The sequence below is a fragment of the Streptomyces sp. NPDC006997 genome, from assembly GCF_040635175.1.
Taxonomy (GTDB): domain Bacteria; phylum Actinomycetota; class Actinomycetes; order Streptomycetales; family Streptomycetaceae; genus Streptomyces.
On the sequence record NZ_JBEYHH010000008.1, the window covers coordinates 1 to 19337 of the forward strand.

Consider the following 19337-nt stretch of genomic DNA (forward strand, 5'->3'; position numbering starts at 1 on the left):
GTACCGCTTCGTGTACTTACTTCCCACCTGGTGCTACTTCCTCTGGAACCTCAAGGTCCCAGTCTCCAGGTGTCCACGATCAAGGGGAAGCTTCAAGTTGCTTCCGTTCCGCCTCTACCGGCGGGTCGAGGACAAGACGGACCGACTGCTGGACGAGCCGACGACCCTCGGCGAGCCGTACTCGCGCCACCTGGGTGGCAAGCTGCGTGAGCTGCGCTTCGAGTTGGACGGCGAAGCGGTGCGCATCCCGTACTGGCTCGCGCCGGGCCAACGGATCGTGCTGCTGACGGTTTTCCGCAAGACGAGGATGCGTGAAGCGGCGGAAGTTGAGCGTGCGCACCAGGCCCAGAAGGTCTGCGAGGCTGAACATGGCCATGCCCAGCACACCTACGAGCGGCGCAAGGAGAGCTGATGAATCACAGCACATGGAGGACGCGCCGGAGCCGGCAGCTCGCGGGTGAGACGGTGGAGTACGACCAGGAGTACGTCGACGCGCGGCTGGCCGGCGATCTCGGGCAGGCGGTTTATGACCGTCGGATCGAGCTCGGCCTGTCCCAGGCGGAGCTGGCAGAGCGGGCTGGGATGACTCAGCCCCAAGTCTCCCGGATGGAGGGCGGCGACACCGTGCCGACTCTCCCGCTGCTGCGGCGCTTGGCCAAGGCCCTGGAGGGCACGCTGAACCTGACCATCGACGAAGGCGACTCGCATGTCACCTTCACCCCGCACGCCGCCTGAGCCGCTGGCAGGCAGGCCGTCGGTCCGTCGGTCATATAACCCGAAGGGCGCCTACGGAGTTCGCAGGCGCCCTTCTTTTGTGCCCCCGGCAGGATTCGAACCTGCGACACCCGTTTTAGGAGTTTTCCCTGGGTGAGGCCTTGACCTGCGGAAACGTCGACTGTGTGGTGCCTGGCCTGGGAAAACACCCCTTCGTAGTTCTTGCGTGTTCACATGGTTTCCCGGCTGCATGTGTGCTGAATGCGTTCCGGCGGGCTGGCAGTGGTGCCACGGTGTAGCACCGGGTGCTACCGTGGTCGGTATGAGCGTTCAGCCCGAAATCACCCAGCGGGATCTGCGTAGTCGGTCCCGAGAGATCATGGACGCTATACAGGGCGGTCAGTCATTCACCGTCACCCGTGACGGACAGCCGATCGGTCAGCTCGTCCCCTTGCGGCGACGCCGTCGGTTCGTCTCCCGTCGGGAGTTCGCCGCGATGTCCAGGACCGCACCCGACATCGCCCTCGACGCGTTCCGCACCGACCAGGACGCCACGGCCGACACCTACCTGGATGATCCCTATGCCCGCTGACCGTGCGACGTACGAGCAGGGGCTCCTCGACACCAACATCATGATTCTTCGCCGGTGGGTGGCCCCCGAGGAGCTGCCGGACGAAATGGCGATCACCGCCATCACCCTGGCCGAGTTGTCCGCCGGTCCGCACGAGGTCCGTCGCAACGACGAGCAGAGCGGCTACGACGAACACGCCGAACGTGCCCGCAGGCTCGATGTCCTGCAACGTGCCGAAAACGAGTTCGACCCCATCCCCTTCGATGCCGAAGCGGCACGTATCTACGGCCGTATCTGCGCGGCGGTGATCAGCGCTGGCCGCAAGCCACGCCGTCGGGTAGCCGACCTGATGATCGCTGCCATCGCCGTGGCCGAGGACCTTCCCCTCTTCACCACCAACCCCGACGACTTCAAAGGGCTTGACGACCTCCTCACCGTCGTACCGGTCACCCGTCCCACGGTGCCCCACGAGAGCTGATGAGTCACAGCACGTGGAAAACGCGCCGGGTCCGGCAGCTTGCGGGTGAGGCGGTGGAGTACGACCAGAAGCATGTCGACGCGCGGCTGACCAGCGATCTCAGGCGGGCGGTCTCTCCCCTCCGCACCGAACTCGGCCTGTCCCAGGCTGAATGGGCACGAGCGGGCCGGGTTAACGCAGCTCCAGGTGTCGCGGATGGAGGGCGGCGCCACCGTGCTGACCACACCCCCTGCTGCGGCGCCTGGCCAAGGCACTGGACGGCTCGCTGATCGTGGCCATGGAGGAAGGTGACGCCCACGTCATCTTCACCCCGCGCGCCGCTCGGGATTCGAGCTGCCAAGGCCCCGGACCACGATAGGTCCGGGGCGGCTTCCCTGGTGCCCCCGGCAGGATTCGAACCTGCGACACCCGCTTTAGGAGAGCGGTGCTCTATCCCCTGAGCTACGAAGGCGGTGCCGCCTAAGCGGGCGGCGTCACAAGGTTAGCGGATGGGGGGCGGGGTGTGGGGGGCAGGGTGGCGGCGAGGGGGGGAGGACGTCTTCCAGGCACTCGGTGACCGTGCGGCGGGCCGCGTGGGTGGCGACGTTGATCGCGGCGATCGCTCGGCCGGTGCGGTCGCGGAGGGGTACGGCGATGGAACGCAGGCCCTCCTCACGTTCCTGGTCGACGAGGGCGTACCCCTGGGCCCGGGGTCTGGGCGCGGGTCTGCTTCAGGGCGGTCACGTCGGTGATCGTGTGGGGGGTCAGCGGGGGGAGGGGGCCCGTTTCCCAGGGTGTCTGGTCGGGGGTGTCCGAGAGGAGGACGCGGCCCATGGACGTGGCGTACGCCGGTAGGCGGGTGCCGATGGTGATGTTGACGCTCATGAAGCGGATGCCGTCGCGGTCGCCGACCGCCAGCGACACCGACTCGTCCAGTTCGTCGGCGAGGGCGTCGGCGCGGGCGCCGAGCAGGGTGGGCAGGCGGAGGGCGGCCAGATAGGCATTGCCCAGTCCATCAGACGGGGGGCCAGCGTCACGTCGCGACCGTCCTGGCGGACGTAGCGCATGCGGGTCAGGGTCGTGGCGATGCGGTCCACCGTGGAGCGGGCGAGGCCCGTGGCGCGTTCCAGCTCGCTGGGGGTGAGGGTGCCGTCGGCCTCGGTGAGGCGTTGCAGAACGGCGATCCCGCGGATCAGCGGTGTGACGGCCTCCGCCGGGACGACGGGCTTCCGGGCGCGCGGGGCCTGTCCGGACTGCGGGGCGTATCCGGACTGCGGGGCGTGGCCAGCCTCCGTGGCCCGCCCGGCCTGCGGGGCCTGTGCGGCCCGGCCGGCTTCTGCAACCTCTGCGGCTGGTCCGGCCTCCGGGGCCTCTGTGGCCTGCCGGCCTCCGCGGCCTGTGCAACCTGTCCGGCCCGTCCCCGGCCTCTCCGGCCTCTGGGTCTCGTCCGGCCTCCGCGGCCTCTGCGGCCTGGGCAGGCTCAGGGGCCTCGGGCTCCTGCGTCGTGGTGTGCGCGGGCATCGGATCTCCGTACGGCGGTCGCGGCAGGGCCAACCGTAATGCCCAGCCGGGGGGGCGCCGTGACCCGTCCCGGGCCGTGGCTTCAGCCCTCCTCTCCTCCTACCCCAGCCCCCCTTACCGCCTCGTCACCCGCACCACGTGGTTCCCCGACGCGTCCGCCGTCGCCACCTCCACGCGGATGCCGTGCCGTCGGTCCTTGAACGTCTCGCCGGGGGTGAACGCGGCGTCGGAGAGTTCCGCGTGGACGTTGGGGGCGCGGGTGCAGCCCCCGCTGTCGCGGCGCGAGTCGTGCACCGTGACCGGGCCGCGGCCGGTGTCCACCTTCGCGTCGACCCGGTAGACCAGGACGCCGGGACGGCACACCGCCTCGTCGTTGCCGCCGCGGGTACGCAGCTCCAGCGCGTACCCGGTGCTGTCGTCGACCGGTATGAAGACCAGTTTGGGGCCGCCCGCGCGGGACAGCGGCGTCAGGAGGTGCTCCGTCGTGCCGGGGAGGGACGCGCAGGCGACCTGGTGGGCGTCCAGCCAGCCGAGTTTCCACTTGTGCCAGCCGAGCAGGTCGTTGTTGGCGCCCCAGTCCTCGCTCATGATGTCCCAGTGGCCGACCGCGCCCCCGCCCTCCTGGGTGTAGAGGTCGGGCAGGCCGAAGACGTGGCCGTTCTCGTGCGGCAGGACGCGGTAGCCGGTCCTGGCGTAGGAGCCGGAGCCGTCGTCCTGGCGGGAGTAGACGAAGGAGGCGTTGGCGACGGGGACGCCGTCCGCCGTCGGTGCCTCCGCGTTGCCCGCGAAGGTGACGGAGAGGACCGTGTCCAGCGCGGGCGGGCCCGCGTTGGGGGTGACCAGGACGTTCAGGAGGTCGTACGCCCGGAAGTCCACCTTGGGGTCGGCGGCGGCCACGATGTCCTCGACCAGCTTCCGGTAGCCGGGGTCGAAGGGGGCGCCGCGCTCTATGCCGTACGCCCTGAACGGTTTCGGCATCCGCAGCCAGCCGCGGACCGGGGTCTCGGGGCGGTAGTCCAGGCGGCCGTAGGAGCTGGTGTGGAACCACCGGCGGGTCTGGGGGAAGAACTCTCGGAAGCGGGCCCGCGCGCTGCCCTTCCCGGGGGCGTCCGAGAAGTCGATCATCAGGGTCAGGGCGCGTACGGTGCCGGTGGAGCGGGTGTAGCCGGTGGGCGTCGGGACGCCCTCCGACATCTGCACCTCCAGACCACCGTCGATCATGCAGGGCCCCAGCAGGGCGGAGTGGGCCGCGGACATCGGGCGGGGACCGGCCGCCGTCGGGTCGCCCGGCACCAGGTGTCCGGTGCCCGCCGAGGTGCTGACCGCGAGGGTGAGGGCTGCGACGGCCGTGAGCGCGCCCGCGCGGCGGGCCCGTATCCGACGGCTGCGCGGCAGCGGCTGCATACGGGCACCTTCCGCTCCAGGCAGCCACCGGTCTCCGGCTGCACCCTCCTGATCACCCTGTGCCGAGGCGGGCACGGGCGCCCGTTGGGGGAGACCGATCGTGGGATCCGGGGGTGGCTCCAGCTCGGTGCGGGGGCGAGTGGGCCTCCAGCCGGACGCGAGCCGCGCGCTAGCGACCTGTGATTCAGGTCACGGGAATTGATCTCCCGGCGGGAAATAACCGGGGACCCGATCCCCGTTTAACCATGCGTCCGGGTCGAAACGGGGAGTCCCTCCCCGGATCGCCGGACAGCAGCAACCGACCTTTCGAAGGAGCATCCCGTGCAGACCGCGCCCCCCGTGCGACGCAGGACGACCCGGCCGCGTGCCGACGCTCTGCGGAACCGGGAGCGGATCGTCACCGCCGCCCGCGAGATGTTCGTCGAGCACGGCTCTGACGTGCCGCTCGACGAGATCGCCCGCCGCGCCGGTGTCGGGAACGCGACGGTTTACCGGAACTTCCCCGACCGTGACGCCCTCGTACGCGAAGTCGTCTGTTCGGTGATGGACCGTACGGCGCGGGCGGCCGAGGAGGCGATCGCCGAGGGCGGTGACGCGTTCTCCGCGCTGGAGCGCTTCGTGCACACCGCCGCCAGGGAGCGCATCAGCGCGCTGTGCCCGATGATCTCCAGCACCTTCGACCAGCACCACCCCGACCTCGAATCGGCCCGGCTCCGGGTCGAGCGGCTCGTCGTGGAGGTCATGGACCGTGCCAAGGAGGCCGGTCAGCTCCGCGTCGACGTGGGCGTCGGCGATCTGATGATCGTCATCGCCCAGCTCAGCCGCCCCCCGGCCGGGCTCGAATGCCTCAGCGTGGACCGTTACGTCCACCGCCATCTCCAGCTGTTCCTGGACGGTCTGCGGGCCCCGGCCCGCTCCGAGGACCTGCCGGGGACCTCCGTGACCTTGGAGGACCTGCGGAAGTCCTGAGTCCGACCGAACGCCGAACGCCGAGCGCCGGGAGGCGATGAGTTCCCGCCCGCCCGGCAGTCCTCACCTTCGACTCCCTCTGACGAACTACCTAACGAACTCCCTTCAACGAACTCCCTTCAACGAACTTCCTCTAGCGACCACTCGATCCACGTCTCCACGTCTCCACGTCTCCACGTCCCTTCTGTACGCACGCACACAAGCACCGACTTTTCCGTCACGAAGTCCCGAAGTGGGTACCCCCATGTCTGAAACAGTCCGAAGCGCCCCTGGTGCTTCCGGAATCCCCGGCGTCTCCGCCGCCCCGGCCCCGGAGCCCGGGCGCTGGAAGGCGCTGGTCTTCATCGCACTCGCCCAGCTGATGGTCGTCCTCGACGCGACCATCGTGAACATCGCGCTGCCCTCCGCCCAGCAGGACCTGGGCATATCCGACGGCAACCGGCAGTGGGTCGTCACGGCCTACGCGCTCGCCTTCGGTGGTCTGCTGCTGTTCGGCGGCCGGATCGCCGACCTGTGGGGCCGTAAGCGCACGTTCGTCCTCGGTCTGGTCGGCTTCGCCGCGGCCTCCGCGCTCGGCGGTGCCGCCACCAACGGCGCGATGATGTTCGGCTCGCGTGCCCTGCAGGGCGTGTTCGGCGCGCTGCTCGCGCCCGCCGCGCTGTCGCTGCTCGCCGTGATGTTCACCGACGCCAAGGAGCGCGCCAAGGCGTTCGGCATCTACGGTGCGATCGCCGGTGGCGGTGGCGCCGTCGGTCTGATCCTCGGCGGCTTCCTCACCGAGTACCTGAACTGGCGCTGGACGTTCTTTGTCAACATCCCGTTCGCCGTGGTCGCCGCGGCCGGTGCCTACCTGGTCGTCCGGGAGCCGAGTGGCGGTCGCAACCGCTCCCCGCTCGACATCCCCGGCGTGGTCCTGTCCACCCTCGGCCTGGTCTCGCTGGTCTACGGCTTCACGCGCGCCGAGTCGGACGGCTGGAGCGACGCGGTGACCATCGGCATGTTCGTCGCGTCGGCCGTGCTGCTCACCGCGTTCGTCACGGTCGAGGCCCGCGTCAAGGCGCCGCTGCTGCCGCTGCGCGTGGTCACCGAGCGCAACCGCGGCGGGATCTACCTCTCGCTGGGCCTGGCGATCATCGCCATGTTCGGTCTCTTCCTGTTCCTCACCTACTACCTCCAGATCGTCAAGGGCTACTCGCCGGTCAAGACCGGCTTCGCGTTCCTGCCGATGATCGTGGGCATGATCACCGGGTCCACCCAGATCGGCACCCGGCTGATGACCCGGGTCGCGCCGCGCCTGCTGATGGGTCCGGGCTTCCTGGTCGCCGCCCTCGGCATGTTGCTGCTGACCCAGATGAAGATCGACTCCTCCTACGCCGCCCTGCTGCTGCCCGCGATGCTGCTGCTCGGCCTCGGCATGGGTACGGCGTTCATGCCCGCGATGTCGCTGGCCACCCAGGGGGTCGAGCCCCGGGACGCCGGTGTCGCCTCCGCGATGGTCAACACCTCGCAGCAGGTCGGCGGCGCGATCGGCACGGCCCTGCTGAACACGATCGCCGCGTCCGCGACGACCGCGTACGTCCAGGACCACCTCGGCTCCGCAACCGGCGCCCAGGCGCAGATCGTGCAGCTCCAGGCCCAGGTGGAGGGCTACACCAGCGCCATCTGGTTCGCCGTCGGCATCCTGGTCGTCGCCGCGGCGATCGCGCTGACCCTCGTCAACGCGGGCAAGCCCAACATGGGCGCCGCGGCCGGGTCCGGCGTCGGTGCCGAGGACGAGGTCGCGGTACCGGTGGTCGTGCACTAGCCGCGCCTCCCCTTCGGGTTCGTTCGCACCACCCGTACGACGGCGGGGAAGGGGACGCCCCGTCCGTACGGTCCCCAGCGGGCCTGCTCCGGACCGCGCCGAGCCAGCCGCTCAGCGCAGCCAGGGCAGGTCCGCTCCCGCTTCCCGGGGCTGGAGTCCCTCGGCGACGATCTCCATGATCTCGCCGAGGGACTTCTGCTGTTCCGGGGAGAGCCGGTCGAAGAGCGCCTGCCGTACGGCGGCCACGTGGCCCGGCGCGGTGCGCCGCAGCTCGTCGTAGCCCTGTTCCGTCAGTACGGCGAGCTGGCCGCGCTTGTCCGAGGGGCAGTCCTCGCGGCGGACCCAGCCGCTCTTCTCCAGCCGGGCGACGGCGTGCGAGAGCCGGGAGCGGGTGATCTTCGCCCGCCTCGCCAGCTCCGTCATGCGCAGCTGGCGCCCCGGTGCCTCGGCGAGCTGGACGAGCAGCCCGTAGTAGACGTGGGGCATACCGGCGTCGCGCTGGAGCTGGCGGTCGAGGTGGTCCTCCAGGAGGGTCGCGGCGTTCAGGTACGAGCGCCAGACGCGCTGCTCCTCGGTCGTGAGCCACGCGGGGGCGTCGGGGCCCGGGGAAGTGGGGGGCGTGTTCATGGGTCCACTGTACGAGCGGTCTTCTTGAAAGTTAAACAAGTGAGACGTATGGTGAGCGTGTCCTGAGTGCTTGAGATTTGAAGCGAATTCTCGCGAAGCAGATCTGGAGCGACCAGCCCGCTGAGCGATCACGCAAGGAGCCGCCGTCATGGCTGCCGCCGCCGTCGAGCGTATGCCCGCCCTCTACCTCAGCCACGGCGCCCCGCCCCTCGCGGACGACCCGGTCTGGCCCGGTCAGCTCGCCGCCTGGGCCGCCGGGCTGCCGCGGCCCACCGCCGTCCTGATGGTCTCCGCGCACTGGGAGGAGGCCCCGCTCGCCATCGGCGCCACCGAACCCGTCCCCCTCGTCCACGACTTCTGGGGCTTCCCCGAGCACTACTACCGGGTGCGCTACGACGCCCCCGGCGCGCCCGGACTGGCCGAGTCCGTACGGAAGCTGCTGCGCGCCCCGGGTACGCCCGTGCAGGACATCCCCGACCGCGGGCTCGACCACGGCGCCTACGTCCCGCTCGTCGAGATGTTCCCGGACGCCGGCATCCCGGTCCTCCAGGTCTCGATGCCGACCCTGGACCCGGTGCGGCTGATGGAGATCGGCCGCAGGCTGGCGCCGCTGCGCGACGAGGGCGTACTGATCGTCGGCTCCGGGTTCTTCACCCACAACCTCGCCGCCCTGCGGCACACCGGTGGGGGAGTGCCGCGCTGGTCGGCCGAGTTCGACGACTGGGGGCGCCGGGCGCTGGAGGCGCGGGACGTCGACGCCCTGCTCGACTTCGGGCGCAAGTCGCCCGCCGGACGGCTCGCCCACCCGCGCACCGAGCACTTCGCCCCGCTCTTCGTGACCATGGGCGCGGCGGAGGCTGCCGGGGACCTCGGGGAACAGGAGTCGGTGATCGACGGGTTCTGGATGGGGCTGGCCAAGCGGTCGGTGCAGTTCGGGTGACGGGGCGGGCGGGAGGCGTGTCCCGGGTTTCCTGGGTGTCCCCCCGGGTGTGCCGGGTGACCGGTGGGGCGCGGGGCCGCGCGGCAACTTTCGCGCGGCGCTGTTCGTCTACAGGGGTGAGGGGCGCCAACGGCGGTGCTCCTCGGGGGTGAAGATCGCGGTACCGAGTGTGATGGCCATCTCACGCTCGGAGAGCCGGGCGGGCTCACCGGAGCCCTCGGATCGCTCCTGATCCGGGGTCTGAGCTGGGCCTCTGCCCGTTACGGCGGTCACCGGTCACCCTTGGGCGCCCGGTGTGGCCCGACAGGGTACTGCATGATCAGAAAATCCGAGGGGTGGGTTGGGAATTCTGTCCTGATTCCAGTCGTTGTTTCCATCAGATGCCGGGCACCCGGAGACAGTGCCGAGAGCCCCAGGTGTCCACAGGAACACCCGCTGACCTCACCATCGCAAGGGAGCACGCATGGCAACCCGTGCCGTCGCCCGTCGTACGTCCGCCAGTGGCGAGACCTCCGGCGCGGCAAGCAGTGTTCGCGGCCATGGCGGCGAGATCGCCGACCGCGATCTGGTCGGCATGTACCTCGACGAGATCGCGCGGACTCCGCTGCTCGACGCCGCCAAGGAAGTCGAGCTGTCCCAGACGATCGAGGCGGGGGTGTTCGCCCAGCAGGTCCTCGACGGGTGCGAGGAGTCGAAGTCCGACGCCAGCCGCGAGGAGCTGGAAGCCCTGGTCGCCGAGGGGGAGCGGGCCAAGGAGGTCTTCATACGCTCCAACCTCCGTCTGGTCGTCGCCGTCGCCCGTCGCTACCCGCGCAGTGGCCTGCCGCTGCTCGATCTGATCCAGGAGGGCAACGCGGGCCTGGTGCGCGCCGTCGAGAAGTTCGACTACCGCAAGGGCTTCAAGTTCTCCACCTACGCCACGTGGTGGATCCGCCAGGCCATCACCCGTTCCATAGCCGACCAGTCACGCACCATCCGGCTCCCCGTCCACCTGGTGGAGGAGCTGGGCCGGATCCGGCGCGTGCAGCGCGAGTTCAACCGTGAGCACGGCCGGGAGCCGGAGCCCACGGAGATCGCGGCCGAGCTGGGCTCCACGCCGGAGCGCGTCATCGACGTGCTCGACTGGGCCCGCGACCCGGTCTCCCTGAACATGTCGGTCGACGACGAGGGCGAGACGCAGTTCGGTGACCTCCTGGAGGACACCTCCGCCGTGTCGCCGGAGCAGTCGGTGCTCACGCTGCTGCGCAGCGAGGAGCTGGACGACCTGATCGGCCGCCTCGACCAGCGCACGGCCTCGATCATCAAGATGCGCTACGGCATCGAGGACGGCCGCGAGCGCACCCTGACCGAGGTCGGCAAGGAGCACGGCCTGACCCGTGAGCGCATCCGCCAGATCGAGAAGCACGCGCTGATCGAGCTGAAGAAGCTGGCCCGCCAGACCGGCTTCGACGCGGCGGCGTGAGACCGCCCCGGACGACGACCGGAGTGGCGCGAGGTGACTCGTGCTCCCAGGGCGCGTACGGTGGCGTGACCGCCGGTGGCGTACGACCGGGGGTGGCCGCGTACGCCGGGTGGCGAAAGCCCGCGCGAACATGGCCGTGGAACGCCGCTTCAACCGGCTCGAAGAGGGAACAAGACTTCCGGGTACGTGAGTTCGAGCCGGTTCGCTGCGGGCCTGCCCCGCTGATCCGGAGACCGCGATCGACACCAAGACCAAGTCCCGTCGCACACCCCCCCAGCGCCGGGACTCTCCCCGCCGGGCTTCGGCGCCTTCCCCCGGGCGTCGGAGCCCGGCCCTTTTGTGTCTGCACGCGGCCGAGGTGGGCTCCGTGGGCGTTTCGGGGCGCGCCGGGAAGCGGGGCACCCCGTACCTGAACACCGGGGTGGCCCGCTCCGGATGGCAGATTGTGCCACAGCGGCATAGCCTGCCGACGTGAGTAGCACCACCGCCTCGTCGTTTCCGCCCGGATCCTCCGCTTCCCTCTCCCTGACCGAGCGGCGTAAGGCCGCGACACGGATGGAGATCGCCCGCGCGGCGGCCCGGCTCTTCGTCACCCACGGACTGCGGGGCACCCGCGCCGAGGACATCGCCCAGGCGGCCGGGGTCGCCCCGCGCACCTTCTACCGCTACTTCGCCACCAAGGAGGAGGCGGTCGCCCCGCTCTACGCGGCGGGCGCCCAGCGCTGGACCGACGCGGTGCGGGCCGCTCCCGCCGAGCTGTCCGTCCCGGCGGCGCTCGAACACGCCGTACGCCACACCCTCACGCCCGGTGTCGGCGTCTCCGCCGCGTCCTGGGAGTGGGCGCGCACCCTGATCCGCCTCGCCAGCACCAGTCCGGCGGTCCGCAAGGTGTGGGCGGAGGTGTGCCAGGAGACGGAGGGGATGCTGGCGGGGGTCCTGCGGGGGCGGCTGGCGGGGACGGAGGAGGCAGGTGGTGACGCTCCTGTTTCTGCGCCTGTTTCTGCGCCTGCCCCTGCCTCTGCCCCTGCGCCTGCCTCTGCCCCTGCTCCCGCTGCCGTGGCTCCTGCCGCTCCGGTCTTTCCCGGCCTGCGGTTCGCCGCCGCCGTCGCCAGCGCGGCCGTGCGGGTGGCGGTGGAGTCCTGGGCCCACGGTGACGAGCCGTTCGAGGGTCCTGGAGGGCCGGTGGAGGCGGCGCTGCGGAACCTGGCGGCACTGCGGGGGTTTCCCTGGCCGGGGCCGCGCGGGGGCGGGTCAGGGGCGTAGGCTCCCCCTCCGTTGGCCTGACCCGTCCTCGGTGGGACTCACCCACCCCCCGCGCGGCTCAACCGCCCGCCCAGCTCCCGTACGCACGTCACCAGTCGCTCCGGCTCGTGGACCGTGAAGTCGCAGTTCAGCATGGCCAGCCGGACCGCCAGCCACTCCACCGGGTCGCCGGTCGTGGCCCGCAGGCGGCAGCTGTCGGGGCCGAGGGGCTCGGGCGCGCCGAGCCAGGCGGGGACGCGCGCCGCGACGGCCTCGGCGGGGGCGGCGAGGGTGACGCTGAAGTCGTAGGTCTGGCCGTGGTGCCGTATCGACTGGCGCAGGTACTCCGCCGCGCTGCCGGTGGGCAGTTCGCGTGGGGTGAACCGGGCGCCGGTGGCGAAGGGACTGCTCACGCGGTCGACACGGAAGGTGCGCCAGTCGTCGCGGTCGAGGTCGAAGGCGACGAGGTACCAGCGCCGCCCCGTCGACACCAGCCGGTAGGGCTCGGTCAGGCGCCGGGACTCGGTGCCGTCCTTGGCGCGGTAGGCGAACCGCAGCCGTTCGTGCCCGGCCACCGTGGACGCCATCACGGTCAGCGTCTCGGGGGCGATGCTCGGGCCGTCTCCGCTGGTCAGCGGGGTGGTCGCGGACTGGAGGGTGGAGACGCGGTGGCGGAGCCGGGAGGGCAGCACCTGCTCCAGTTTGGCCAGGGCGCGGACGGACGCCTCGTCCACGCCCTCGACCGCGTGCCCGGCCCCGGCGCGCAGGCCGACCGCGATGGCGACGGCCTCCTCGTCGTCGAGGACGAGCGGGGGCAGCGCCTTGCCCGCGACGAGCCGGTAGCCGCCGTCGGCGCCCATGGTCGCCTGCACGGGGTAGCCGAGTTCGCGGAGCCGGTCGACGTCCCGGCGGACCGTGCGCCGGGAGACCCCGAGCCGGTCGGCCAGTTCGCCGCCGGGCCACTCGCGGGGTGTCTGGAGGAGGGACAGCAGGTGGAGGAGGCGTGCCGGGGTGTCCGTCGTCATGTCTTCGAGGATGCCGCAGAAGTAGGACGTGATCTGTCCTACCGGGGTCCTACCTTCTCGGTATGACCTCCACCGAGACGATGCCCCTCACGGGGCCCACCCCGGAGCCCGCCACGGGCTCGAACACCGGCGACCGGCGCCGTTGGCTCGCTCTTGCGATCATCATGACGGCGGCCTTCATGGACCTCGTCGACGTCACGATCGTCAATGTCGCGATCCCCTCCATCCAGCGGGACGCGGGCGCGTCCTTCAGCCAGATCCAGTGGATAACCGCCGGTTACGCGCTCGCCTTCGCCGCGGGTCTGATCACCGGTGGTCGGTTGGGTGACATCCACGGCCGCAAGCGGCTGTTCCTGATCGGTATCGGCGGCTTCACGCTTGCCTCCGCGCTGTGCGGGTTCGCCGCCAACCCGGAGATGCTGGTCGCCTCCCGCATCCTCCAGGGCGGCATGGCGGCGATGATGGTGCCGCAGGTGCTGGCGATCGTGCACGCCACCTTCCCGGCGCACGAGCGGGGCAAGGTGTTCGGGCTGTTCGGCGCGATCGTGGGGCTCGGGGCGGTGTCCGGGCCGCTGCTCGGCGCGCTGCTGACGCAGTGGAACCTGTTCGGGCTCGAATGGCGGCCGATCTTCCTCATCAACCTGCCGGTCGGGATCGCCGGGCTGGTCCTCGGCCGCCGCTTCATCACCGAGTCCAAGGCACCGCGGGCTCTCCGCCTCGACCTGGTGGGCGTGGCGCTGGTGACGCTGGGTCTGCTGATGCTGCTGTACCCGCTGACCCGCGGCCATGAGCTGGGCTGGCCGGTGTGGGGGTACGTGTCGATGGGCGGCGCGCTGGTGGTGTTCGGGGCGCTGGTGGCGTACGAGCGGCGCAAGAGCGCGCGGGACGGTTCGCCGCTGATCGAGCTGTCGCTGTTCCGGGTCAAGAGCTTCGCGGCGGGCATCGCCGTGCAGACCGTCTTCGGGATCGGGCTCGGCGTCTTCTTCCTGGTGTGGACGCTCTACATGCAGATCGGCCTGGGCTGGTCGCCGCTGCGGGCGGGGCTGACCGGGGTGCCGTTCTCGGTGGCGGTGTCCGTGGCGGCGGGGATGTCGGTGCAGAAGCTGGTGCCGCGGTTCGGGCGGGGGGTGCTCCAGGCGGGCGCGCTGGTGCTGGGCGCCGGGCTGCTGATCTACCTGTGGGAGTCCGAGCGGTACGGCCTCGGCATCTCCTCCTGGCAGATGATGCTGCCACTGGTCGTCATGGGTGTGGGCATGGGCCTGATCTTCGCCCCGCTGACGGACGCGATCCTGTCCGAGGTGCCGCACGAGCACGCCGGTTCGGCGTCCGGGCTGATCAACACCGTGCAGCAGATGGGCAACGCGCTCGGGCTCGGGCTGGTGTCGGTCGTGTTCTTCGGGGTGATCGACGAGGACGTGGCCCCGGCGCGGGTCGGCGCGGAGTTCGTGGACGCCTTCCAGTACGCGGTCGGCTGGGTCGCGGCGGTGATGGCCGTGATCTTCCTGCTGATGTTCGCGCTGCCGAAGCGGCCCGCGCAGCACGTGGAGGGGGCGACCGAGGCTCCGGCGGCGGCGATGGAGCCCGAGCTGGTGGGCTGACCACCGGCCGGGAGCCGAGGAGACGGTTCCCGGTGAGGGCGGGGCCCGGCGTCGGGGGATGCCGGGCCCCGCCGGCATGGCGCGGTACGGCCGGGTGCTGAGCCCGTTCATGTCTGCTTGAGGTCCGAGTGTGTTTACTTTCCGGAAATCCGGGCGTAGCCTCCCGACTGAAACCACACGTTCGGGCAGAACGTCAGGCGGAAGCGGAGGCGAACGGGCATGTACGCACCGGAGCGGCAGCAGGAGATCCTCCGGCTCGCCCGGGACGGCGGCAGAGTGGACGTCGTCTCGCTGGCCGAGGAGTTCCAGGTCACCGCGGAGACGATCCGCCGGGACCTGAAGGCCCTCGACCGGGCCGGACTGGTCCGGCGGGTGCACGGCGGCGCCATCCCCGTCGGGCGGCTCGACTTCGAACCGGACCTCGCCGAGCGCGAGTCCACCTCCACCGACGAGAAGGACCGCATCGCCAAGGCGGCCGTCGCCGAACTGCCGACCGAGGGCACGCTCATCCTCGACGCCGGTACGACGGTGGCCCGCCTCGCCGCCGCCGTCCCGCTGGAGGCGGACCTCACCGTCGTCACCCACAGCCTGCCGATCGCCGCCCGGCTCGCGGACCACCCCGGCATCCAGCTCCATCTCGTCGGGGGGCGCGTCCGGCACCGTACGCGCGCCGCCGTGGACGCCTGGGCGCTGCGGGCGTACGGCGAGATCCGCGCCGACGTGCTCTTCGTGGCCGCCAACGGCTTCTCCGCCGAGCACGGGCTGACCACGCCCGACCTGGCCGAGGCCGCGGTGAAGCGGGCGGCGATGGCGGCGGCCCGCCGGGTCGTGCTGCTGGCCGACTCCGCCAAGCACGGCCAGGAGCACTTCGCCCGCTTCGGCGCGCTGACCGACGTGGACCTGCTGGTCACCGACAGCGGGCTGAGCCCTGAGGACGCCGCCGTCATCGAGCGCGGCGGCACGGAAGTAGTACGCGCATGATCGTCACCGTCACCCCCAACCCGTCCCTCGACCGCACCTACGAGGTCCCCTCCCTGGAGCGCGGCGACGTCATCCGCGCCACCGGCGAGCGCATGGACCCCGGCGGCAAGGGCGTCAACGTCTCCCGGGCCGTCGCCGCCGCCGGGCGGCGCACGGTCGCCGTTCTGCCCCTGGGGGGCGCGCCGGGCGCGCTCGTCGCGGAGCTGCTGGACGCGCAGGGCATCGAGGTGGCGCCGGTGCCGGTGGCCGGGGCGACCCGCTCCAACATCGCGCTCGCGGAGGCGGACGGCGTCCTGACGAAGATCAACGCACCCGGCCCCGAACTGTCGGCGGCCGAACAGGAACTGCTCCTGGAGACGGTACGGCGGCAGTCCCGCGACGCCGACTGGATCGCCTGCTGCGGCAGCCTGCCCCGCGGTCTCGCCCCCTCCTGGTACGCCGACCTGGTCGCCCGTGCCCACGCGGCGGGCACCCGCATCGCCCTGGACACCTCCGGGCCCGCCCTGCTGGCGGCGCTGCGAGAACGCCCCGACGTCGTCAAGCCCAACGCCGAGGAACTCGCCGAGGCGGTCGGACGGTCGCTGGCCACCGTGGGCGACGCGGTGAAGGCGGCCGAGGAGTTGCGCGAACGGGGCGCGTGCGCCGTCCTCGCGAGCCTGGGCGCCGACGGGCAACTCCTCGTCGACGCCGCGGGCGTCTGGTACGGCAGCGCCCAGGTCGACGCCGTACGCAGCAACGTCGGCGCCGGTGACGCCTCGCTCGCCGGGTTCCTGATCGCGGGCGGCAGCGGGCCCGACGCCCTCGCCTCCGCCATCGCGCACGGCGCCGCCGCCGTACAGCTGCCGGGCAGCGTCATGCCGACGCCCCGGGACCTGGACCCGGCGGCGGTGACGGTGACGTCGGCGGTACCGGTGGACCGGGAACTCACGGAGCCGGTGCCGTGAGCGGGCGTACGGCATCCCGGCGCGCGTGGTGGTCGTACGGTCGCCCGGCCTTACCCGACGCCGCCCACCACCTCCCCACGGTCCAGGCCCTCCCTCCCACGGTCCAGGTCATCCTCCCGGCCCGGACCGGCAGCAGCCCCACGACCCCCCACCGCACCCCCGTCCCCACCCTCGCCCACCTCCCCACCCCACACCGGGCGACACGCGTGCTAAGGAGCCCGCGATGAGTGACATGATCACTGCGGACCTGGTCGATCTCGACCTGTCCGCCGACACCAAGGAAGCGGCGGCGCGCGCCCTCGCCGAGCGCATGGCCGCACTCGGCCGAGTCACCGACCTCGACGGCTTCCTCGCCGACGTGGCGGCCCGCGAGGCGCAGTTGCCGACCGGCCTGGACGGCGGCATCGGCATCCCGCACTGCCGGAGCGAGCATGTCACCGAGCCGACGCTGGCCTTCGGGCGCAGTACGGCCGGGATCGACTTCGGCGCGGCGGACGGCCCCGCCGACCTGGTCTTCCTGATCGCCGCGCCCGCGGGAGCCGACGACGCCCACCTGACGATCCTGTCGTCGCTGGCCCGCAAGCTGATGGACGCCGGGTTCACGGGCGCGCTGCGGTCGGTCTCCGACACGGCGGACGCGGCGGCGCTGATCAGGGGAGACTCCGGGGCCCCCGCGGACTCCGTGGCGGCGCCGGTGGCGGCCTCCGCCGACGCCGCCACGGAACACCCGACGCCGGACGGTCCCTTCCGGATCGTCGCCGTCACCTCCTGCCCCACCGGTATCGCGCACACCTACATGGCCGCCGAGGCGTTGGAGAACGCGGGCCGGGACACCGAGGGCGTGGAGATCGTCGTCGAGACCCAGGGCTCGGCCGGGTTCGCCCGGCTCGACCCGGCGGTCATCGCGGCGGCCGACGGCGTGATCTTCGCCCACGACGTCGCCGTACGCGAGAAGGACCGCTTCGCCGGGAAGCCCACCGTCGACGTCGGGGTGAAGGCGGGCATCAACCGGCCCGCTGAACTGATCGCCGAGGTGCGCCAGAAGGCGGCCCGCGGTGAGGTCACGGCCGCCGCCCGGCCCGGGGCCAGCCCCGTCGACCGCGCCGGTGAGCCCGGCGAGGGGTACGGCACCAGGCTGCGCAAGTGGCTGATGTCCGGCGTGAGTTACATGGTGCCGTTCGTCGCCGCGGGCGGTCTGCTCATCGCCCTCGGGTTCGCCATCGGCGGCTACCAGATCAACGAGGCCGAGTCCGTCACCGAGCACTTCGACTGGGGGCAGGTCGACAGCTGGGGCGCGCTGCTCTTCCAGATCGGCGCCGCCGCGTTCGGCTTCCTCGTGCCCGTCCTCGCCGGGTACATCGCCTACGGCATGGCCGACCGGCCCGGCCTCGTACCCGGCTTCGTCGGCGGCGCGATCTCGCTGACGATCGGCGCCGGGTTCCTCGGCGGCCTGGTCGCCGGTCTGATCGCCGGTGGGGTCGTCCTCGCCATCCAGCGGATCGACATACCGCCGGTGCTGCGCGGGATCATGCCGGTGGTGGTGATCCCGCTGGTCTCCACGATCGTCGTCGGGTTCCTGATGTTCGTGGTGATCGGCAGGCCGATCTCCGAGGCGCAGAGCGCCCTGACCGACTGGCTGAACGGCCTCTCCGGCACCAACGCCGTCCTCCTCGGCGTCCTGCTCGGCCTGATGATGTGCTTCGACCTCGGCGGTCCCGTCAACAAGGTCGCCTACACCTTCGCCACCGCCGGGATCTCCGTCGCCGCGCCCAGCGACTCCGCGATGAAGATCATGGCCGCGGTGATGGCGGCGGGCATGGTGCCCCCGCTGGGCATGGCCCTCGCGACCGTGGTCCGCAAGAAGCTGTTCACCACGGCCGAACGCGAGAACGGCAAGGCCGCCTGGGTCCTCGGCGCCTCCTTCATCTCCGAGGGTGCCATCCCCTTCGCCGCCGCCGACCCGCTGCGGGTCATCCCCGCCTCGATGGCGGGCGGCGCGGTCACCGGCGCTATGACCATGGCCTTCGGCTCCACCCTGCGCGCCCCGCACGGCGGCGTCTGGGTCACCTTCCTGATCGGCAGCCCGTTCCTGTACCTGCTGGCCATCGCCGCCGGTACGACGGTGACGGCGGGCCTGGTGATCCTGCTGAAGGGGATGCGCAAGCCGGTACCGGGCGCCGAGCCGTCCGAGGCGGCGGCCGACCCGGCGGGCACGGGCGCGTCAGCGGGCGCGAAGCAGGCGGTGACGGCGTAACGCGGGACGACAACGCCGGGCGGGAACGCCGGGGCGGTCGGTGACGCCGGGCGGTGCGGGTCAGGAGACCTGTGCCGCCCGGCGCTCCATGGCGTCCCGCGCCGCGTCCTCCGTCGGGTACACCTCGCACATGTGCCGACCGTCCGGGGTGGCCGTGTGCTCGACCTCCCACAGGGAGATCTCCTGACCGTCGCGGAGCAGGAACGCGTGCTCGTAGAGCGAGAAGCACATACCGACCCGGCCCGCCCGGCACGGGCGCCCGAACGCCTGGGTGATCTGGTGCGCGAACGCGGTGGCCAGCAGCGCCGCCGTCTCCGCACCGGGCCGGTCGGGGTTCTCCGCGCGGCGCAGCAGCCGACGCGCGTGGTCCGCCGAGTCGTCCGGCACGTACGCGTGCCGGGGCTCGGGGACCGGCGACAACTGCACCAGCACCGGCAGTTCGAAGTCCGGGGCGTCCGGAGGCATCGGCAGCCGGGCGGTGGCCACGCGCAGCTCCTCCTCGTCGAGGTACACCTCGCGCTGTAAGCAGTTGTCCGGGGCGGTGTTGTGGACCAGCTCCCAGAGGGTGAGCGCCGAACCGTCGGCCAGCAGCCACGTGTGCCGGTACGTCTCCCGGTGCAGCCCCGCGCCGTGGTGCGCGGAGTGCAGCGAACTGTCGTGGGCCAGCGCGCTGTCGAGCCGCCTTATCGTCTCGTCGGGCAGCTCGAAGGAGTTCAGTGCACGCCCGAGCAGTCGCGCGAGATGCTCCTCCGGAGACTCGGGCGACTCGGATGGTTCGTACGCTGCCGTCTCGTACGGAACGCTCAAGGTTTCTCCTGGCGTTG

At 71.6% G+C, this 19337-nt stretch carries 20 protein-coding genes and 1 tRNA gene; 13 read left to right on the forward strand and 8 right to left on the reverse strand.

Annotated elements, in window-relative coordinates; genetic code table 11:
- The first annotated feature begins 97 nt into the window (after window positions 1–97).
- The 4 genes from ABZ659_RS09895 (at window position 98) to ABZ659_RS09910 (ending at window position 1763) form a co-directional block, all read left to right on the forward strand.
- Window positions 98–412, forward strand: coding sequence for a type II toxin-antitoxin system RelE/ParE family toxin (locus ABZ659_RS09895; RefSeq protein ID WP_360216309.1), 315 nt, complete (start codon window positions 98–100; stop codon window positions 410–412).
- Window positions 412–735 carry a helix-turn-helix transcriptional regulator gene (locus ABZ659_RS09900; RefSeq protein WP_360215744.1) on the forward strand — a complete coding sequence of 108 codons (324 nt, stop codon included), beginning with the start codon at window positions 412–414 and terminating at the stop codon, window positions 733–735. Before ABZ659_RS09895 ends, ABZ659_RS09900 begins: the two co-directional genes overlap by 1 nt.
- Window positions 736–1036: 301 nt before the next feature.
- Window positions 1037–1306: a prevent-host-death protein gene (locus ABZ659_RS09905; RefSeq protein WP_360215747.1), complete on the forward strand. Its 270-nt coding sequence runs from the start codon at window positions 1037–1039 to the stop codon at window positions 1304–1306.
- Window positions 1296–1763: a type II toxin-antitoxin system VapC family toxin gene (locus tag ABZ659_RS09910; RefSeq protein ID WP_360216312.1), complete on the forward strand. Its 468-nt coding sequence runs from the start codon at window positions 1296–1298 to the stop codon at window positions 1761–1763. The genes ABZ659_RS09905 and ABZ659_RS09910 overlap by 11 nt, the downstream gene beginning before the upstream one ends.
- A gap of 375 nt (window positions 1764–2138) precedes the next feature.
- Here ABZ659_RS09910 and ABZ659_RS09915 read toward each other — a convergent pair.
- The 5 genes from ABZ659_RS09915 to ABZ659_RS09935 form a co-directional block, all read right to left on the reverse strand.
- Window positions 2139–2214 (reverse strand) — tRNA-Arg (locus ABZ659_RS09915).
- Window positions 2215–2236: 22 nt separating this feature from the next.
- Window positions 2237–2407 (reverse strand): hypothetical protein, encoded by a 171-nt coding sequence (locus tag ABZ659_RS09920; RefSeq protein WP_360216315.1) that lies wholly within the window; start codon window positions 2405–2407, stop codon window positions 2237–2239.
- A 7-nt stretch (window positions 2408–2414) separates the two neighbouring features.
- Window positions 2415–2666, reverse strand: coding sequence for an IclR family transcriptional regulator C-terminal domain-containing protein (locus ABZ659_RS09925; protein ID WP_360215750.1), 252 nt, complete (start codon window positions 2664–2666; stop codon window positions 2415–2417).
- Window positions 2624–3349 (reverse strand): helix-turn-helix domain-containing protein, encoded by a 726-nt coding sequence (locus ABZ659_RS09930; RefSeq protein ID WP_360216317.1) that lies wholly within the window; start codon window positions 3347–3349, stop codon window positions 2624–2626. The genes ABZ659_RS09925 and ABZ659_RS09930 overlap by 43 nt, the downstream gene beginning before the upstream one ends.
- Before the next feature lie 28 nt (window positions 3350–3377).
- Window positions 3378–4667 carry a M6 family metalloprotease domain-containing protein gene (locus tag ABZ659_RS09935; protein ID WP_360215753.1) on the reverse strand — a complete coding sequence of 430 codons (1290 nt, stop codon included), beginning with the start codon at window positions 4665–4667 and terminating at the stop codon, window positions 3378–3380.
- Window positions 4668–4988: 321 nt separating this feature from the next.
- Between ABZ659_RS09935 and ABZ659_RS09940 the strand changes: the two genes are divergently transcribed.
- Both ABZ659_RS09940 and ABZ659_RS09945 read left to right on the forward strand, forming a co-directional pair.
- The gene (locus ABZ659_RS09940; RefSeq protein WP_360215756.1) at window positions 4989–5636 is read left to right on the forward strand and encodes a helix-turn-helix domain-containing protein; all 648 of its coding nucleotides are present in this window, start codon (window positions 4989–4991) and stop codon (window positions 5634–5636) included.
- Between the two features lie 244 nt (window positions 5637–5880).
- Window positions 5881–7440: an MFS transporter gene (locus tag ABZ659_RS09945; protein WP_360215759.1), complete on the forward strand. Its 1560-nt coding sequence runs from the start codon at window positions 5881–5883 to the stop codon at window positions 7438–7440.
- Window positions 7441–7551: 111 nt separating this feature from the next.
- On the opposite strand, the gene ABZ659_RS09950 is transcribed toward ABZ659_RS09945, so the two are convergent.
- Window positions 7552–8067: a MarR family transcriptional regulator gene (locus tag ABZ659_RS09950; protein ID WP_360215762.1), complete on the reverse strand. Its 516-nt coding sequence runs from the start codon at window positions 8065–8067 to the stop codon at window positions 7552–7554.
- Between the two features lie 148 nt (window positions 8068–8215).
- Between ABZ659_RS09950 and ABZ659_RS09955 the strand changes: the two genes are divergently transcribed.
- The 3 genes from ABZ659_RS09955 to ABZ659_RS09965 all read left to right on the forward strand — a co-directional run bounded on the left by ABZ659_RS09955 (window position 8216) and on the right by ABZ659_RS09965 (window position 11732).
- Window positions 8216–9007: a class III extradiol ring-cleavage dioxygenase gene (locus tag ABZ659_RS09955; RefSeq protein WP_360215765.1), complete on the forward strand. Its 792-nt coding sequence runs from the start codon at window positions 8216–8218 to the stop codon at window positions 9005–9007.
- A 463-nt stretch (window positions 9008–9470) separates the two neighbouring features.
- On the forward strand, window positions 9471–10469 hold the full coding sequence (locus ABZ659_RS09960) for a sigma-70 family RNA polymerase sigma factor (protein WP_360215768.1): 999 nt from the start codon (window positions 9471–9473) through the stop codon (window positions 10467–10469).
- A 555-nt stretch (window positions 10470–11024) separates the two neighbouring features.
- Window positions 11025–11732, forward strand: coding sequence for a TetR family transcriptional regulator (locus tag ABZ659_RS09965; protein WP_360216320.1), 708 nt, complete (start codon window positions 11025–11027; stop codon window positions 11730–11732).
- Between the two features lie 38 nt (window positions 11733–11770).
- Here the strand turns inward: ABZ659_RS09965 and ABZ659_RS09970 are convergent, their stop codons facing one another.
- Window positions 11771–12736, reverse strand: a complete 966-nt coding sequence (locus ABZ659_RS09970) for a WYL domain-containing protein (protein WP_360215771.1) — start codon at window positions 12734–12736, stop codon at window positions 11771–11773.
- 80 nt (window positions 12737–12816) lie between these two features.
- Between ABZ659_RS09970 and ABZ659_RS09975 the strand changes: the two genes are divergently transcribed.
- From ABZ659_RS09975 to ABZ659_RS09990, 4 genes are all read left to right on the forward strand, one after another.
- Complete coding sequence (locus ABZ659_RS09975; protein WP_360216323.1) at window positions 12817–14334, forward strand: MFS transporter; 1518 nt, start codon at window positions 12817–12819, stop codon at window positions 14332–14334.
- 219 nt (window positions 14335–14553) lie between these two features.
- On the forward strand, window positions 14554–15315 hold the full coding sequence (locus ABZ659_RS09980; RefSeq protein WP_360215774.1) for a DeoR/GlpR family DNA-binding transcription regulator: 762 nt from the start codon (window positions 14554–14556) through the stop codon (window positions 15313–15315).
- Window positions 15312–16259, forward strand: a complete 948-nt coding sequence (gene pfkB, locus ABZ659_RS09985; protein WP_360215777.1) for a 1-phosphofructokinase — start codon at window positions 15312–15314, stop codon at window positions 16257–16259. The genes ABZ659_RS09980 and pfkB overlap by 4 nt, the downstream gene beginning before the upstream one ends.
- A gap of 223 nt (window positions 16260–16482) precedes the next feature.
- Window positions 16483–18513, forward strand: a complete 2031-nt coding sequence (locus ABZ659_RS09990; RefSeq protein WP_360215780.1) for a fructose-specific PTS transporter subunit EIIC — start codon at window positions 16483–16485, stop codon at window positions 18511–18513.
- Between the two features lie 60 nt (window positions 18514–18573).
- Here the strand turns inward: ABZ659_RS09990 and ABZ659_RS09995 are convergent, their stop codons facing one another.
- The gene (locus tag ABZ659_RS09995) at window positions 18574–19320 is read right to left on the reverse strand and encodes a DUF6227 family protein (protein ID WP_360215783.1); all 747 of its coding nucleotides are present in this window, start codon (window positions 19318–19320) and stop codon (window positions 18574–18576) included.
- Window positions 19321–19337 lie beyond the last annotated feature (17 nt).

Excerpts from the sequence above, each read along its gene's own strand:
- ABZ659_RS09905 (WP_360215747.1), top strand. The coding sequence starts at position 1,037 with ATGAGCGTTCAGCCCGAAATCACCCAGCGGGATCTGCGTAGTCGGTCC.
- ABZ659_RS09970 (WP_360215771.1), bottom strand. The coding sequence starts at position 12,736 with ATGACGACGGACACCCCGGCACGCCTCCTCCACCTGCTGTCCCTCCTC.
- ABZ659_RS09975 (WP_360216323.1), top strand. The coding sequence starts at position 12,817 with ATGCCCCTCACGGGGCCCACCCCGGAGCCCGCCACGGGCTCGAACACC.
- ABZ659_RS09990 (WP_360215780.1), top strand. The coding sequence starts at position 16,483 with ATGAGTGACATGATCACTGCGGACCTGGTCGATCTCGACCTGTCCGCC.
- ABZ659_RS09955 (WP_360215765.1), top strand. The coding sequence starts at position 8,216 with ATGGCTGCCGCCGCCGTCGAGCGTATGCCCGCCCTCTACCTCAGCCAC.
- ABZ659_RS09960 (WP_360215768.1), top strand. The coding sequence starts at position 9,471 with ATGGCAACCCGTGCCGTCGCCCGTCGTACGTCCGCCAGTGGCGAGACC.
- ABZ659_RS09945 (WP_360215759.1), top strand. The coding sequence starts at position 5,881 with ATGTCTGAAACAGTCCGAAGCGCCCCTGGTGCTTCCGGAATCCCCGGC.
- ABZ659_RS09980 (WP_360215774.1), top strand. The coding sequence starts at position 14,554 with ATGTACGCACCGGAGCGGCAGCAGGAGATCCTCCGGCTCGCCCGGGAC.
- ABZ659_RS09965 (WP_360216320.1), top strand. The coding sequence starts at position 11,025 with ATGGAGATCGCCCGCGCGGCGGCCCGGCTCTTCGTCACCCACGGACTG.
- ABZ659_RS09950 (WP_360215762.1), bottom strand. The coding sequence starts at position 8,067 with ATGAACACGCCCCCCACTTCCCCGGGCCCCGACGCCCCCGCGTGGCTC.
- pfkB (WP_360215777.1), top strand. The coding sequence starts at position 15,312 with ATGATCGTCACCGTCACCCCCAACCCGTCCCTCGACCGCACCTACGAG.
- ABZ659_RS09910 (WP_360216312.1), top strand. The coding sequence starts at position 1,296 with ATGCCCGCTGACCGTGCGACGTACGAGCAGGGGCTCCTCGACACCAAC.
- ABZ659_RS09900 (WP_360215744.1), top strand. The coding sequence starts at position 412 with ATGAATCACAGCACATGGAGGACGCGCCGGAGCCGGCAGCTCGCGGGT.
- ABZ659_RS09935 (WP_360215753.1), bottom strand. The coding sequence starts at position 4,667 with ATGCAGCCGCTGCCGCGCAGCCGTCGGATACGGGCCCGCCGCGCGGGC.